The sequence below is a fragment of the Sinorhizobium sp. 6-70 genome (genome assembly GCF_030124375.1).
Classification (GTDB): Bacteria; Pseudomonadota; Alphaproteobacteria; order Rhizobiales; family Rhizobiaceae; genus Sinorhizobium.
On the sequence record NZ_JASKLS010000028.1, the window covers coordinates 12,312 to 27,180 of the forward strand.

The 14,869-nt window shown below is 60.8% G+C and carries 15 protein-coding genes; 14 read left to right on the top strand and 1 reads right to left on the bottom strand.

All coding sequences use genetic code 11. From position 1 onward, the window contains the following. The first annotated feature begins 12 nt into the window (after nt 1-12). The 11 genes from QN222_RS30040 to QN222_RS30090 all read left to right on the top strand — a co-directional run bounded on the left by QN222_RS30040 (nt 13) and on the right by QN222_RS30090 (nt 10,371). Nucleotides 13-1,011: a 4-hydroxyproline epimerase gene (locus QN222_RS30040; RefSeq protein ID WP_283964383.1), complete on the top strand. Its 999-nt coding sequence runs from the start codon at nt 13-15 to the stop codon at nt 1,009-1,011. 81 nt (nt 1,012-1,092) lie between these two features. Continuing rightward, complete coding sequence (locus tag QN222_RS30045; protein WP_283964399.1) at nt 1,093-2,157, top strand: GlxA family transcriptional regulator; 1,065 nt, start codon at nt 1,093-1,095, stop codon at nt 2,155-2,157. A gap of 413 nt (nt 2,158-2,570) precedes the next feature. Then, entirely contained in the window at nt 2,571-3,821 is a 1,251-nt protein-coding gene (locus QN222_RS30050; protein WP_284005753.1) for an ABC transporter substrate-binding protein, read from the top strand. 79 nt (nt 3,822-3,900) lie between these two features. Continuing rightward, entirely contained in the window at nt 3,901-4,878 is a 978-nt protein-coding gene (locus tag QN222_RS30055; protein ID WP_283964381.1) for a YVTN family beta-propeller repeat protein, read from the top strand. Nucleotides 4,879-5,027: 149 nt separating this feature from the next. After that, nucleotides 5,028-5,816 carry an ATP-binding cassette domain-containing protein gene (locus QN222_RS30060; protein WP_283964380.1) on the top strand — a complete coding sequence of 263 codons (789 nt, stop codon included), beginning with the start codon at nt 5,028-5,030 and terminating at the stop codon, nt 5,814-5,816. 41 nt (nt 5,817-5,857) lie between these two features. Beyond that, entirely contained in the window at nt 5,858-6,685 is an 828-nt protein-coding gene (locus tag QN222_RS30065; RefSeq protein WP_283964398.1) for an ABC transporter permease, read from the top strand. Between the two features lie 50 nt (nt 6,686-6,735). Next, nucleotides 6,736-7,317: a hypothetical protein gene (locus QN222_RS30070; RefSeq protein WP_283964379.1), complete on the top strand. Its 582-nt coding sequence runs from the start codon at nt 6,736-6,738 to the stop codon at nt 7,315-7,317. A gap of 293 nt (nt 7,318-7,610) precedes the next feature. After that, nucleotides 7,611-7,820, top strand: a complete 210-nt coding sequence (locus tag QN222_RS30075) for a hypothetical protein (protein WP_283964378.1) — start codon at nt 7,611-7,613, stop codon at nt 7,818-7,820. 25 nt (nt 7,821-7,845) lie between these two features. Continuing rightward, the gene (locus tag QN222_RS30080; RefSeq protein WP_283964377.1) at nt 7,846-8,838 is read left to right on the top strand and encodes an ABC transporter substrate-binding protein; all 993 of its coding nucleotides are present in this window, start codon (nt 7,846-7,848) and stop codon (nt 8,836-8,838) included. Nucleotides 8,839-8,912: 74 nt separating this feature from the next. Continuing rightward, a complete protein-coding gene (locus tag QN222_RS30085; protein ID WP_283964376.1) occupies nt 8,913-9,662 on the top strand; it encodes an ABC transporter permease subunit in 750 nt (249 codons plus the stop codon). After that, nucleotides 9,631-10,371, top strand: a complete 741-nt coding sequence (locus QN222_RS30090; RefSeq protein WP_283964397.1) for an ABC transporter ATP-binding protein — start codon at nt 9,631-9,633, stop codon at nt 10,369-10,371. The genes QN222_RS30085 and QN222_RS30090 overlap by 32 nt, the downstream gene beginning before the upstream one ends. Nucleotides 10,372-10,383: 12 nt before the next feature. Here the strand turns inward: QN222_RS30090 and QN222_RS30095 are convergent, their stop codons facing one another. Continuing rightward, a complete protein-coding gene (locus tag QN222_RS30095; RefSeq protein ID WP_283964396.1) occupies nt 10,384-10,707 on the bottom strand; it encodes a hypothetical protein in 324 nt (107 codons plus the stop codon). Between the two features lie 482 nt (nt 10,708-11,189). On the opposite strand from QN222_RS30095, the gene QN222_RS30100 reads away from it, so the two are divergent. The 3 genes from QN222_RS30100 to QN222_RS30110 all read left to right on the top strand — a co-directional run bounded on the left by QN222_RS30100 (nt 11,190) and on the right by QN222_RS30110 (nt 14,611). Continuing rightward, the gene (locus QN222_RS30100) at nt 11,190-13,061 is read left to right on the top strand and encodes a methanol/ethanol family PQQ-dependent dehydrogenase (RefSeq protein WP_283964395.1); all 1,872 of its coding nucleotides are present in this window, start codon (nt 11,190-11,192) and stop codon (nt 13,059-13,061) included. 160 nt (nt 13,062-13,221) lie between these two features. After that, nucleotides 13,222-13,746, top strand: a complete 525-nt coding sequence (locus QN222_RS30105) for a c-type cytochrome, methanol metabolism-related (protein ID WP_283964375.1) — start codon at nt 13,222-13,224, stop codon at nt 13,744-13,746. A 1-nt stretch (nt 13,747) separates the two neighbouring features. Next, entirely contained in the window at nt 13,748-14,611 is an 864-nt protein-coding gene (locus QN222_RS30110) for a quinoprotein dehydrogenase-associated putative ABC transporter substrate-binding protein (RefSeq protein WP_283964374.1), read from the top strand. The last annotated feature ends 258 nt before the right edge of the window (nt 14,612-14,869 follow it).

Genomic DNA, 14,869 nt, shown 5'->3' on the forward strand with positions numbered 1-14,869 from the left:
TTGGATCTCACCATGCGGCACAGTTTCTTCTGCATCGATTCACACACCTGCGGCAATCCGGTCCGCGTCGTCGCCGGGGGCGGCCCTCTGCTTCCGCATCTGCCGATTTTCGAGCGCCGCGAGATCTTCGTCCGCGACTATGATTGGATCCGCCGGGCGCTGATGTTCGAGCCGCGCGGCCACGACGTGATGTCCGGTGCCATCGTCTATCCCGCCTTCAGGGACGACTGTGACTTCGCGGCGCTCTTCATCGAAGTCAGCGGTTGCCTGCCCATGTGCGGGGCTGGCACCATCGGCCTCTCGACGGTCGTCATCGAGGAAGGTCTTGTCCGACCCAGGACGCCGGGCACCCTTTCGATCGAGACGCCGGCGGGAAGGGTCGACGTCAAGTACGAGATGGACGGCGATTTCGTCAGAAGCGTCCGCCTGTTCAATGTCGCGAGTTACCTGCACGAAGCGGACGTCGAAGTCGATGTTCCCGGTGTCGGACGCCTCGTCGTCGACGTCGCCTATGGCGGCAACTTCTACGCGGTCGTCGAGCCGCAGCGGAACTGGCCGGGCCTTGACGGCACGACAGCATCCGAGCTTGTCGGCCTCAGCCAGAAGCTTCGCGATGCGCTTGCAGACGTTTGCGATCCCGTCCATCCGGAGGATGAACGGATTCGTGGCGTCCACCACGCCATCTGGTGCGATCGCGCAAGGGACGAAAACGCCGACGGCCGCGGTGCAGTCTTCTATGGCGAGAAGGCGATCGATCGTTCGCCGGGCGGAACCGGAACGTCCGCCCGCATGGCGCAGCTTTACGGTAAAGGTCGGCTGAAGATCGGCGACGCATACCGAAGCGAAAGCCTGATCGGCACGGTTTTCGAAGGACGGGTCGAGGCGGCCACCAACGTCGGAACGCATGAGGGCATCATGCCGAGCATCGGCGCATGGGCACGGATCACCGGACACAATACGATCTTCGTCGACGACCGCGATCCATTGGCCCACGGATTTCAGATCAGATGAAGCCGCATGAGCGAGGCACCGCGCGAGTGCCGACCTGCACGCATGTTCATCACCGGGCGTGACCAGAAAAGTGCGAGCGAAATGGGACACTCCATTCAATCATCGTCGTCGGGGACAGCCCCGCAGGCGCAGCGGCTGAGAATCGGCTTCATCCTCGCGCGATCTTTCACGCTGTCGGCCTTCGCGCTCTTCGTCGACACCCTACGGCTGGCGAGCGACCAGCTCGACCGATCGGGCCGGGTCCTCGCCGATTGGCAGGTCCTCGGCAGCACGAGGCACCTGATCACTTCGAGCTGCGGTGTTCAGGTCGCTCCCACTTCCGACTTCGTCGATCCCCGCCAATTCGACTACATTGCCGTTGTCGGGGGCCTTCTGACTGTCGAACAACCGGTCGACCATGAAACCATTCGCTTTCTCAAGGACGCTGCTTCGAAAAGGGTCCCGTTAATCGGCCTGTGCACCGGGTCCTTCGTTCTCGCGGAAGCGGGCTTGATGAAAGAACACGCGACCTGTGTGAGCTGGCTTCACTATCACCAGTTCCGCGAACGTTTTCCTGATCATGAAGTCCGGCCGGACCGGCTGTTCAATCTGGACCGCAAGCGCGGCTCTTGCGCGGGGGGAAGCAGCGCCGCCGATCTCGCGGCTGCCCTGGTGAGGCGGCACATCAGTTCGGATGCCGAGCGCAACGCGCTTGAAGTGCTGCAGATCGAAAAGGCCCGATCGCAGTTCGACAACCAGACGCGGCAGCCGCTCCGCGATTATGTCGAAGACTCCCGTGTTGCGGCCGTTCTGATAACCATGGAACAGCATCTCGAAGGCGGAATCACCATTGAGGGGCTTGCGGCCTCGGTCGGGCTTTCGAGGCGCCAACTCGAGCGGCTGTTCACCGAAAAGGCGAGGATGTCTCCCGCTCTGGCTTTCCGTCGCCTGCGATTGGACCGGGCGAAGCAGATTTTGCTGACGAGCAGGAAACCCATAATCGAGGTTGCCCTCGATGTGGGGTTTGTGAACACCTCGCATTTTACCAAGGAGTTTCGGCGCGCCTACGGCCGAACGCCCGCAGAAATCCGCGATTCCGCGGCGCGTGATCGGGAAGCGTCTGGCGAGAAAGGGTCCCCCGCGATGAAACACGCGGGCTGGCGGTAATCCAATGCATGTCGCCCAAAAGTGTGCAGCGGTTTGGTGCAACGACATGCATGAAAACGACCTAGAGCAATTCAAGGAAAAGTGTGTAACGGTTTTCCGTCCGGAATTGCGTAGTTTCAAAGAGTTAGATCATTTCCCTGTTTCAATGAAACAATGAAATGATCTAAGCCCTCCGGGAAGTCGATGACACGGAAACCGGTTTGAAGGGCTCCCAAAGGGCCGGACACGATTCCTGTTGGGCGAGGCCTGGATCGATCGATCGAGTTGCGTCCGTCCCTGCTCCCTCCAAGATGTCGCCACGGGCAAACCGTTAGGGGGAAGACAACCTTCCCAATTTGCGGTTGAAATCAGGGACATCTCGGCTAAGCTGTTTGCGGCACCGAGGCATTACACAGATCCGGCTGGCGTCGGAGATGGCGTACTCTGTCGATCAAGCGGGATGTGCGGTGCTCCGTATACTCATACTGTTTATCTCTATTCTTCTTGCGGCTTCACGCCTCTCGGGCGCCGTTGCGCAGGAGCCTTCGCCCGCGCCGGCCGAACAGGTCTCGCAGATCAAGCTCGGCTATCTTCGTGCCTATGCACCGCAACTGGCCCTTTCGGTGCTGGACGTGCCGCCGCGCGACGAAGGCGTCGCGGGGGCGAAGGTCGCGATCGGCGACAACAACACGACCGGTACCTTCCTCAAGCAGAAGTTTACGCTCGACGTGTCCGAGGTGAAGCCGGATGCCGATGTCGTGCCGGCTTTCAATGATATGGTGTCGAGGGGCGTTCTCTACATTCTGGCCGATCTCTCCGCCACGCAGCTCCTATCGATTGCCGACCTCGCTCACGACAAGGGCGTCCTGATCTTCAACGTTGGCGCTACGGACGACCGTCTGCGCGAGGAGGACTGCCGGGAGAACGTCTTCCACACCGCGCCGACACGCACCATGCTCGCCGATGGGCTGGCGCAGTATCTGGTCTGGAAGCAGTGGCGGCGATGGGTACTGATCTATGGCTCCCATGAGCCGGACAAGCTGTTTGCCGATGCGCTCCGCCGTGCCGCGACCCGCTTCGGCGGCGAGATCGTTGCGGAAAAGGAGTTCACCGACACCGGCACCGCGCGGCGGACGGATACCGGAGTGGTCCAGATCCAACGGCAGATGCCGGTCTTCACTCAGGATTTCCCCGATCACGACGTGCTGCTCGTGGCAGACGAAAGCGAGGTTTTCGGAACCTATGTGCCGTTCCGGACCTGGATTCCGCGCCCGGTAGCCGGAACCGCCGGTCTGGTCCCTTCCGCCTGGCATCCGGCCAGCGAACAATGGGGCGGCACGCAGATCCAGAACCGCTTTGCCAAGGCGAACGGCAGACGCATGTTGTCGAAGGATATGGCCGCGTGGACGGCAGCGAGAATTATCGGCGATGCTGCCACACGCACGCAAAGTACCGATCCCGAAAAGCTCGCGGCCTTCATTCGCGCCGACGATTTTTCGATAGCCGCCTTCAAGGGGCAGAGGCTGACCTTCCGCAAATGGAACTGGCAGTTGCGCCAGCCGATCTTCCTGGGAGACGGACGTTCCGTCGTCTCGACGTCGCCGCAGGAGGGGTTCTTGCATCAGGTCTCCGAACTCGACACGCTCGGCATCGATCAGCCGGAGACCCAATGCGAGCTGAAATAGGCGACAGCGGCCCGCGTCCAATCGGACGCGCTGAGCTCGCTGCAGCACTTTGAAATGCAGCAAACAGGGAGAGAGCCAGATGCTGCGAAGATTGACCATTCTTTCGGCCGGACTTGCCGTGACGGCAAGCTTGGGGTCGCCGGCATCCGCCTATATGGTCTATGTCTCCAACGAGAAGGACAACACGGTAACCGTCGTCGACTCGACCACGATGGAGGTGGTCCGCACCATCGATGTCGGCCAGCGGCCGCGCGGCATCACGATTTCGCACGACGGCAAGTTCATCTATCTCTGCGCCAGCGACGACGACACGATCGAGATCATCGACACGGCCACCTACGAGATCGTCGGGTCGCTGCCGTCCGGTCCGGACCCAGAACTGTTCGTGCTTTCCCCCGACGGCCGGACGCTCTACGTCGCCAATGAGGACGACAATCTGGTCACCGTCATCGACCTCGAGAGCAAGAGTGTGGCGATGGAGGTGCCGGTTGGCGTGGAACCCGAGGGAATGGGCATCAGCCCGGACGGGAAGTCGTTGGTCAACACCTCGGAGACGACCAACATGGCGCACTTCATCGACACCGAGAGCCACGAGATCACCGATAATGTGCTCGTCGATGCCCGGCCGCGCTTCGCCGAGTTCAAGCCCGACAATTCCGAGGTCTGGGTAAGCGCCGAAATCGGCGGCACCGTTTCGGTCATCGACAATGCGAGCCGTAAGGTGAAGCACAAGATCAACTTCGAGATTCCCGGTTTGCGCTCGGAATCGATCCAGCCGGTCGGCGTGCGCATCACCGCCGACGGTAAGAAAGCCTATGTGGCGCTCGGCCCGGCCAATCGCGTCGCTGTGGTCAATGCGGAGACCTACGAGGTCGAAAAATACGTGCTCGTCGGGCAGCGGGTCTGGCAGCTCGCTTTCACGCCCGACCAGAAGACGATCATCAGCACCAACGGCGTTTCGAACGACATCACCTTCATCGACGTCGCGACCGACGAAGCGGTTCAGTCGGTGACCGTCGGGGCGCTGCCATGGGGGGTGGTCGTCAGCCCGAACTGACGCACGGGGCAAAAGCCGTCCAGTCAGAAAAAATGAGACGACATGTCGTCCATTCCCGATCTGCGGGAGAAAGGTTTGCAAGGAACGATCACCATCAAATAGGCTGGGATTCGGGCTAACTTTGCCGTTCGCGGGAGGAACACGACACCATGCAGCATGTTAAGGCCAATGATGGAGTGAGCTTGCCTGCCGCACTTGATGTGGCGGGGGTCAAACATTCCTACGGCCAGAAGCAGGTTCTGTCCGATATTTCCTTTTCAATCGCGCCGCAACGCTTCACCGTCTTGCTCGGCCTCAACGGCGCCGGCAAGACGACGTTGTTCTCCTTGATCACCCATCTCTACAGCACCCGATACGGCACGATCCGCATCTTCGGCCACGACGTCGGCCGGGAACCGGGCGAGGCACTGCGGCGGCTCGGCATCGTGTTTCAGGCGCGCACGCTCGATCTTGATCTGAGCGTCTACCAGAATCTCTCCTACCACGCCTCACTGCACGGCATCGGGCGAAGAGAGGCCCTGACGCGGATTACGGCGCTGCTTGACCAGATCGACATGAGCGACCGGTTGTACGACAAGGCACGCAGCCTCTCCGGCGGGCAGATGCGCCGCATCGAGATTGTGCGGGCTCTGTTGCATCGTCCACCGCTTCTCTTGCTGGACGAGGCGACCGTGGGGCTCGACATCCAGTCGCGTGCCGAGATCCTTGCCACGATCCGTAAGCTCGTGGTTACCGATGGCATCAGCGTCTTCTGGGCGACCCACCTCATCGATGAGGTCGAGGAAACCGATCATGTCATCATACTCGACAAGGGCCGGGTGCTCGCGGACGGCAGGGTCGATGACGTCGTCCGTTCCTGTGGAGCGAGCAACATTCGAGAGGCCTTCGGGACGCTGAGCGGGGTCGCTTCGGTTCCGGCCAGTGGAGAACGTCGATGACTTTGCAATCTGCTACAGCACCCGTTTCGGCAGGCGCTGCCATGGAACGCGGCTTCGGCACCCGTCAATACCTCGTCTGCCTCAGGGGCATCCTGGTCCGGGAAGGATTGCGCTTTCTCAATCAGCGAGAGCGCTTCATCTCGTCGCTGGTTCGTCCGCTCCTGTGGCTCTTCGTGTTCGCCGCCGGCTTCCGCCAGGTGCTTGGTGTCTCCATCATCCCGCCCTACAAGACCTACGTGCTGTACGAGGTCTACATCACCCCGGGCCTCTGCGGCATGATCCTGTTGTTCAGCGGCATGCAGTCGTCGCTGTCGATGGTCTACGACCGGGAGATGGGCAACATGCGGACCCTGCTGGTCAGCCCGTTTCCGCGCTGGTTCCTGCTGGTATCGAAGCTGCTCGCCGGCGTCACCGTATCGATCCTGCAGGTCTATGCCTTTCTCGCCATCGCCTGGTTCTGGGGCGTCAAGCCGCCATGGACCGGCTACCTCATGGTGCTGCCGGCGCTGTTCCTGTCAGGGATGATGCTGTGCTCGCTCGGAATGCTGTTGTCGTCGATGATCAAGCAACTGGAGAATTTCGCGGGGATCATGAACTTTGTGATCTTCCCGATGTATTTCGCCTCTCCCGCGCTCTATCCCCTATGGCGCATTCAGGAATCGAGCCCGCTTCTCTACAAGATCTGCCTTGCAAACCCGTTCACTTACGCGGTCGAGCTGATCCGCTTCGCCCTTTATGGACAGGTCGACTGGGGATCGCTGATGCTCGTGGTTGCGTTCACCATACTGTTTCTGGGCGGTGCGATCCTCGCCTATGACCCATCGACGGGCTTGCTCGGCCGCAAGCAGGATACCGGAGGAAATGCCTGATGCGGCGGCTATCCCCGAAACGCCTCATCCCCGTCGCGGCGGTCGCTGCAATGGCCGCTTGGCCGGTCTTTGCGGCGCAGGGAGACGACCCGGATTGGCCGTGTATCCAGCGCAAGGTCCCCGAACTTTCGCTGGGCCAGATATGGACCAGTGGTGAACTGCCGCCAACGGCGGCCGATTGGTCGAAAGATGCGGCCATTTCTGCCTTGGTGCCGGAACTGTCGGCCCGTCGCGTTCCGCTCCCGGAGGCGCAACAAAAGATCAAGAGTTATGCGGAAGGCCTGCCTGAGGATGAGAAAGAGAGGCGCATGACCATGCTCGTGCAGGGTCTGTTCGACCATATGAACCGGGAGCGCTCGGACGTTATCGCCGGTATTGGGCGCTACGCCCACAGGCAGAGGGACATGGCGGCGTTGCTGCGGCAGGAGGCCTCTGCCGTGGACGCCTTGCGGGCGAAGCCCGATGCCGACCCGAACGAGCTGACCGCACGGAGCGATCGGCTGGTGTTCCAGACACGGGTTTTTCGGGAGCGGACGGAATCGCTGGGCTTTGTCTGCGAGGTGCCGACGCTGATCGAGCAGCGCTTGTACGCTCTGGCCAAGACGATTGCGCAAGCGCTGAAAGGCCAGTGAGCTCGGAGCGGTCCGCCGCTACCGGAAGCCTACGGCGCCGTGCGTCTTTTTGAGACGCGCAAAGGTCGCTGCAGCACCTTGAATCGCTACATGATTTTGTCCTCAATACGATTTCGATATGAGGAATCGTGCAGCAGGCGGAGGTTCGCGGACGAATTGACGCTCGTTTATCGCACGCGTATCCTCCTCCTAGGCCTTCCATCGGGCACCTCGTGAAGGCCAGCGTCGATTGCGTGCAAAGCATGCGAGCGAACGTGATTGTTATGCGCGTTCGCGCAGGGAAAGGTGCTCTATTGAACCTCGTCGATCTCGTCCTGACCGTCTGCATGTTGGCCAACCCCACCAGTTGCCGCACTGAGCACCTGTATTTCGAGACGCGCGGATCCCTTTTCCAATGCATGGCGTTGGCTCCGGCCGAGATCGCGAAGTGGTCCGAGAGCCATCCGACGTTGAAAATCGTGCGATGGAAATGCGCGTTCCCCGGGAAGGACGGGGAAACGTGATATTGCGTTGTTGGGAGGTGGCATCATGAACATATCGCGGCGCGCGCTCTGCGCGGCGGGTTTGCTAGCAGTGGCAAGTCCTCTGGGCTTCCATGCCGCGGCAGCCCCACCGGCTTCGAAGATACGGGTAGGCGTCCTGAAGTTCGGCACGGTGAACTGGGAACTCGACACCATCAAGCACAACAAATTCGATGCCGCCAACGGCATCGACGTGGAAGTCGTCTATTTCGCCGGCGAGGACGCCACCAACGTGGCGATGCTGGCGGGCGACCTGGACGTCATCGTTTCCGACTGGTTGTGGGTGTCGCGCCAGCGTTCGCAGGGCGAGGATCTCACGCTCGCGCCTTATTCGACCGCCGTTGGCGCCATCATGGTCAAGGAGGATGCGCCGATCCGTGCCATCCCCGACCTTGCGGGGAAGAAAATCGGCGTGACGGGCGGATCGCTCGACAAGAGCTGGCTTCTGATCCAAGGGCTTGCGCGGCGCGACAACAAGATCGATCTGACCAAGGAGAGCGAGATTGTTTTCGGCGCCCCGCCTTTGCTGTCGGAAAAGGCTGTCTCCGGCGAGCTCGATGCGGTCTTGAATTTTTGGCACTTCTGCGCGCGGCTGGAGGCAAACGGCTTCCGCCGCCTGATTGGCGCTGACGACGCGGCGAGGGCGCTCGGGGCGTCGGGGCCGGTCTCGGCCTTGGGATATGTATTTCACGACAAGTGGGCGAATGAAAACCCGGATGTGGCGATGAACTTTGTCAGGGCAAGCGCGCAGGCCAAGAAGCTTCTGGCTCATTCCGACGCCGAATGGCAGCGTCTGGCGCCTATCGTGCGAGCCGAGGGCAGGGAACTCGAGGTGCTGCGTGATCGCTATCGTGAAGGCATTCCGAGCCGGCCTCTCGCCGAAGAGGAAAGCGATGCCGCCAAGCTATATGACGTCCTTGCAGAACTGGGCGGCGAAAAGCTCGTCGGCGAGGCGCGCCACATGGCGCCGGGGACGTTCTGGGCTGCATTGAAGACATGACGGCAGGCTTCGGATCAGAAAACGGCGCATCCGCAAGCCGGCGCAGGCGCACCGTCCCCCGTGGGATCGGCAGCATGCTGCCTGCAGTGACGGCCGTGGCATCGCTCCTCGGATTGTGCCTGCTCTGGAGCCTTGCGGCCGAGATCTGGCCGAGCCGCGCGTTTCCGCCGCCGCTCGAGGTCTGGCGGGTGATTGTCAAGGAGGCCGCGAGTGGCGATCTTGGCTATCACCTGGCGATGACGCTTTGGCGGGTCGCAGCCGCCTACGTTGTCGCCATGGTCGTCGGGTCCGTCATCGGTGTCCTGCTCGGCACGCACCGGCGGGCGGATTCCTTCTTCAATCCGTGGCTTGTCCTTTTTCTCAACCTCCCGGCCCTGGTCGTTATCGTGCTTGCCTACATCTGGTTCGGCCTGACGGAGGCTGCCGCGATCGGCGCGGTCGCGATCAACAAGATACCCAATGTCGTCGTCACCATGCGGGAGGGTGCGCGCGCGCTCGACCCCCGGTTTGCGGAAATGGCCACCGTCTACCGGCTGGGGCGGCTCGACCGTCTCCGCCACGTCCTGATGCCGCAGTTGCAGCCGTATTTCGCCGCCGCCTCGCGCTCCGGCATTGCGTTGATCTGGAAGATCGTGCTCGTCGTCGAGCTGCTCGGCCGCTCCAGCGGCGTCGGCTTCCAGATCTATCTCTATTTTCAGATATTCGATGTTGCCGCCATCCTTGCCTACACGTTAGCTTTCGTGGCCATCATGCTGTTGATCGAACTCCTTCTGGTGCAGCCACTTGAACGACATGCAACCCGCTGGCGTCGCCGCCCCGCTTAAGGTCGACATTACCGAGAAGACGTTCCGGTCGGCGGAAGGCGTTACGATTGTCGCGTTGCGCGGACTTTCCTTCGAGGTGAGGCAGGGCGAATTCGCTTGTCTGCTGGGGCCGTCCGGCTGCGGCAAGACCACCACACTGCGGATCCTGCTGGGTCTCGATCGGCAGTTTTCGGGCAGTTATCAGTTGCCCGAAGGCGGCTCCAACCGCATTGCTGCGGTCTTCCAGGAGCCGGTGCTTCTCCCCTGGCGGACGGTGGAGCAGAATGTCCGCCTTGCGCTGTCTCCCCACCTCAGGGACAAGGCGCTGGACTGGCTGTTCGAAATCCTGGGTCTTTCGGCAATGCGGTCGCTCTACCCTTCGGAGCTTTCGCTTGGCCTTGCGCGGCGCGCCGCCCTGGCAAGGGCCTTTGCGACGGAGCCCGCCATTCTTTTTCTGGACGAGCCTTTCGCCTCGCTCGACGAGCGCACCGCCGACAGATTGCGCCGTCTCCTGATGACGGTGTGGGCGGCGCGGCCCACGACCGCTCTGATGGTGACCCACAATCTGCGCGAGGCCCTCCTGCTTGCTGATCGTATCATCGTGCTCTCACCCCGCCCGGCGCAGGTGCTCGGTATTTTCGACGTCGGCCTCTCGCGCCACTTGCGCGACGCGCCGGCGCTCAACAACCTCGTTTCGGATTTTCACAAGCGGTTTCCGGACGCGGTGTGAATCGCGTAGGCGTCAGAAGCAGCGGACCTCCGCTTCAGCCTGCGCGCGTCTCAGTTCGGCGACGGCGGATTTCGCCGGCGCAGTCTGCCGGAACAGAGCTCCTCTTTCGCCTGTCTCAAGCCCCAGGCTCCTGAACGTCGCGGCCGCCTCATAGCGTTCGTAGGGCAAGATCGAGGCTATGACGTCGATGGAGCAGGAACAGCTCTCGAGCGCGGCTCGTGTGTCGCCATTGGCTTTCATGCAACCATACACATAGTCGACGATTGCAACGGTCGGATAACTCCCGGTTGCAGATGCCGATGCAGCACACGTGAACGTCACGAGGAAGGCGATCACGCCCAAGTTACCAGTGGTCACGATGAACATCTCCAGGTATTAATGCGTAGGCGTACGCCGAATTAGCCGTTCTGCACATTGTATTATTATAGTAAGTACTCCAGCAAAACAAAATTAAAACTGGCGAATATTAGTAATATACGTGTTGCATGGCAGCATTTTTTTGTTGTTGCGCCGCATGCATAGCGTGTATTTAACCTTGCCTTAACCGGTCTAATCGCCTATTCTACCAAGTGTTTCCGGCTTCAAGCCTTGTCTCTTGGGAGCGTAAAAGTCGCGTCGGTCAAGAGGACGGGCAATAACGGTGCCCTCTGCCCATCCAACTGAACCGTGAAACGCTGAAGGAAGCAGATATCCCACGACAAGCATGACAGAGCTTGGGCTGGCCTTGTGGTCGCCCGAGGATTGTGATCACGCGCCTCGGGTCCACATCGACATCGGGAGGAATCCGCATGCGCATACTCGGAAAACTATATCTGCCGATGACCGCCGCTGGACTTCTGACAGCGGCTCTTGCCGGAAATGCCTTCGCCAATGACGAACTGACGAAGCTTTCGGGCGACTCGAAGAACTGGGCTATGCCGACGGGCGACTATGCCAATCATCGGTATTCCAAACTCAATCAGATCACCAAGGACAACGTCAAAAACCTGCAGGTCAAATGGACCTTCTCGACCGGAGTTCTGCGTGGCCATGAGGGCGGACCATTGGTGATCGGCGACGTCATGTACGTCCATACGCCGTTTCCCAACAACGTCTATGCCCTCGATCTTAACAACGACGGCAAGATCCTCTGGAAATACGAGCCAAAGCAGGATGCGAACGTAATCGGCATCATGTGCTGTGACACGGTCTATCGCGGCGTCGCCTATGGCGACGGCAAGATCATCCTGGCCCAGGCTGACACGACGGTCGTTGCCCTCGACGCCAAGACCGGCAAGGTCGTCTGGTCAGTGAAGAATGGCGAACAGATCGATGGCAGCAAGGCCGAATCCAGCACGGGTGCGCCGATGGTCGTCAAGGACAAGGTGCTGATCGGTATATCGGGTGCGGAATATGGCGTCCGCGGCTCGATGGCGGCGTACAACCTGAAAGACGGGTCGCTTGCCTGGAGGGCCTATTCGACTGGTCCCGACTCCGAAATGCTCGTCGACCCCGAAAAGACCACCCACCTCGGAAAGCCCATCGGACCTGACTCGGGCATAAAGAGCTGGGAAGGCGAGGAGTGGAAGACCGGCGGCGGTACGACGTGGGGATGGTACTCCTATGATCCGAAGCTCAACCTGATCTACTATGGCACGGCTAACCCAGGGACCTGGAACCCCGTGCAGCGACCAGGCGACAACCGATGGTCGATGACGCTGATGGCACGTGACGTCGATACTGGTATGGCCAAGTGGCTATATCAGATGACGCCGCACGACGAGTGGGATTATGACGGCGTCAACGAGAACATTCTCGTCGATGCGATGCAGATCAACGGCCAGCCGCGCGACGTGCTCGTGCATTTCGACCGCAACGGCTTTGCCTACACCCTCGATCGGGCGACGGGAGAGCTTCTGGTTGCCAAGAAATACGATCCGAAGGTCAACTGGGCGACGGAAGTCGTCATGGATCCGAAGAGCGACCAGTATGGCCGGCCGCAGGTCGTGTCGAAATACTCCACCGAGCAGAACGGCGAGGACGTGAATTCGACGGGGATCTGCCCGGCCGCCCTCGGCTCGAAGGATCAGCAGCCAGCCGCTTATTCACCGAAGACCGGCTTGTTCTACGTGCCGACGAACCACGTCTGCATGGACTATGAGCCGTACAAGGTTAGCTATACGGCTGGTCAGCCTTATGTCGGTGCAACTGTCTCGATGTATCCGGCCCCGGAAAGCCATGGCGGCATGGGCAACTTCATTGCCTGGGACGCTGCCAAGGGTGAGATCGTCTGGTCTAAGCCCGAGCGGTTCTCAGTCTGGTCCGGTGCGCTCGCGACCGAAGGCGACGTGGTCTTCTACGGAACCCTGGAAGGTTACATCGTCGCAGTCGACACGGCGGGCAACGAACTCTACCGGTTCAAGACGCCCTCCGGCATCATCGGCAACATCAACACGTTCGAACATGGCGGCAAGCAGTATATCGCCGTCTTGTCGGGCGTTGGCGGCTGGGCAGGCATCGGGCTCGCCGGCGGCCTTCTGGGAGCCGAGGGTGCGGCGGCCTGGCAGCAGGCCGTGGCCGGTAAGAACGCTCCGACCGAAGAAAAACAAAGCATCGCCACAGCAGGTTTGGGTGCGGTAGGCGGTTATGCCGGACTGGCGGAATACACGACGCTCGGCGGACAACTGACCGTCTTCGGTCTTCCGGACTGATGACCTGTTCAAAAGTAATAGGGCTGCGTTTCCGGCGCGGCCCCATCAGACTTCAACCGCCCGAAGCAACGACTTCGGGGCGGTCCGCATTCCCATTTGTGCAACCCAATAGGTCCTGCTGGAGCGTCGCGTTCCGGTTTTCCAAAGCGTGGAGTTATTGATGGCCCTTCGTAACGTAGCCCTGGCGCTCGGCGCCGCGTTCCCACTCTTGATCCCCGGAAATATTACAGCGGCAGACGACAAGCAAAAAGCCGCAGCAGTCAAAGACGAAGACGGCAAATACTTCGATGCGGAGGGAAACCCGACTTTCAAGTTCCAGGACGATGGGACGGTCGACTGGTACACTTTCAGCGGCTACCGGCGCTATCACTCGGACTGTCATGTCTGTCACGGTCCCGATGGGGTCGGCTCGAGTTATGCACCCGCCTTGGCCACGACCGTGAAGAACATGGATTATCCGACTTTCATCTCGATCGTTGCGGAGGGACGCAAGAACGTCGGCGGCGGCAAGGAAAACGTCATGCCGGCGTTCGGCGACAACAAGAACGTCTATTGTTACCTCGACGACATCTACGTCTACCTGCGCGCCCGCTCCGTCGGTGCCGCGCCCCGAGGTCGCCCGCCAAAGAAGGCTGACAAGCCCGAAGCGGCGAAGGCTTACGAGGCATCCTGCATGGGTGAATGATATGGCACATGGCGTCCATCGGACCTTTAGGGCAGCCGTCATCTCCACAGTGATGGCCGCGCTGACGCCGCTGCAAGCGCAATCCCAGGGCGCCGGGCTCGGGGCTGCCGGCGAACTGGTCGATCCGGACACGCTGCGGGTCTGCGCCGATCCGTCCAACATGCCCTTCTCCGACCAGAGCGGCGAGGGCTTCGAGGATAAGCTCGCCAAGATGGTCGCAGCCAAGACGGGACGAAAATCCGTCGCCTACATGTGGTATCCCTCGATCACAGGTTTTGTGCGCAATACCCTCGGCGCCAACCGCTGCGACATCATCATGGGTTACGCGCAGGGAGACGAGCTGGTCCAGAATACCAATGCTTATTATCGCTCCTCCTACGTGCTGCTGTACAAGAAGGACGGCGACCTTGCCGGCGTCGAAACGCTGACCGATCCGAAACTTGCAGACAAGAGAATCGGCGTGGTCCAGGGAACGCCACCCTCCGCGAATATGGCAATCGCAAAGCTGATGCGCAAAGCGAAGGTCTATCCGCTGACGGTCGACACGCGGATAATGCCGTCGGTCGCCGAGCTCATGGTACGAGACATGTTGGCAGGCGTGATTGACGCCGCCGTGATCTGGGGCCCGATGGCAGGTTATTATGCCGGCAAGTCCGGCGCCGACCTGGCAATCGTGCCTTTGACCCGGGAGAAGGGCGGCCAGCGCATGATCTATCGGATCACGATGGGTGTACGGCCGTCCGACCAGCAATGGAAACGCACGCTCAACGCCTTCATCAGGGACAACCAGGCGGAAATCAACGAGCTCCTGCTCTCCTATGGCGTCCCGCTGCTCGATGAACGCGACGAGAGGATCATGCAGTGATGCCCGAGTACCTCGCGACACTGAAGATGCCGGATGCCGGAAATACCGCGGTATCATCGGCATCAGGTGACCGCCGATGGTTGGACGGGCTGCATCTTGTCGGGCTCATCCTGGCGAACCGGTCCATGGCGGAGATGAGGAGCAAGGGAGGATAACGACATGGACGTACGCGCCGCCGTCGCCACTCAGGCCGGCAAGCCACTGGAAATCATGACGGTTCAGCTCGAAGGGCCGAAGGCCGGCGAGGTGCTGGTCGAG

Excerpts from the sequence above, each read along its gene's own strand:
- QN222_RS30050 (WP_284005753.1), top strand. The coding sequence starts at position 2,571 with ATGGCGTACTCTGTCGATCAAGCGGGATGTGCGGTGCTCCGTATACTC.
- QN222_RS30105 (WP_283964375.1), top strand. The coding sequence starts at position 13,222 with ATGGCCCTTCGTAACGTAGCCCTGGCGCTCGGCGCCGCGTTCCCACTC.
- QN222_RS30040 (WP_283964383.1), top strand. The coding sequence starts at position 13 with ATGCGGCACAGTTTCTTCTGCATCGATTCACACACCTGCGGCAATCCG.
- QN222_RS30045 (WP_283964399.1), top strand. The coding sequence starts at position 1,093 with ATGGGACACTCCATTCAATCATCGTCGTCGGGGACAGCCCCGCAGGCG.
- QN222_RS30065 (WP_283964398.1), top strand. The coding sequence starts at position 5,858 with ATGGAACGCGGCTTCGGCACCCGTCAATACCTCGTCTGCCTCAGGGGC.
- QN222_RS30085 (WP_283964376.1), top strand. The coding sequence starts at position 8,913 with ATGCTGCCTGCAGTGACGGCCGTGGCATCGCTCCTCGGATTGTGCCTG.
- QN222_RS30090 (WP_283964397.1), top strand. The coding sequence starts at position 9,631 with ATGCAACCCGCTGGCGTCGCCGCCCCGCTTAAGGTCGACATTACCGAG.
- QN222_RS30100 (WP_283964395.1), top strand. The coding sequence starts at position 11,190 with ATGACCGCCGCTGGACTTCTGACAGCGGCTCTTGCCGGAAATGCCTTC.
- QN222_RS30060 (WP_283964380.1), top strand. The coding sequence starts at position 5,028 with ATGCAGCATGTTAAGGCCAATGATGGAGTGAGCTTGCCTGCCGCACTT.
- QN222_RS30055 (WP_283964381.1), top strand. The coding sequence starts at position 3,901 with ATGCTGCGAAGATTGACCATTCTTTCGGCCGGACTTGCCGTGACGGCA.
- QN222_RS30110 (WP_283964374.1), top strand. The coding sequence starts at position 13,748 with ATGGCACATGGCGTCCATCGGACCTTTAGGGCAGCCGTCATCTCCACA.
- QN222_RS30080 (WP_283964377.1), top strand. The coding sequence starts at position 7,846 with ATGAACATATCGCGGCGCGCGCTCTGCGCGGCGGGTTTGCTAGCAGTG.
- QN222_RS30070 (WP_283964379.1), top strand. The coding sequence starts at position 6,736 with ATGGCCGCTTGGCCGGTCTTTGCGGCGCAGGGAGACGACCCGGATTGG.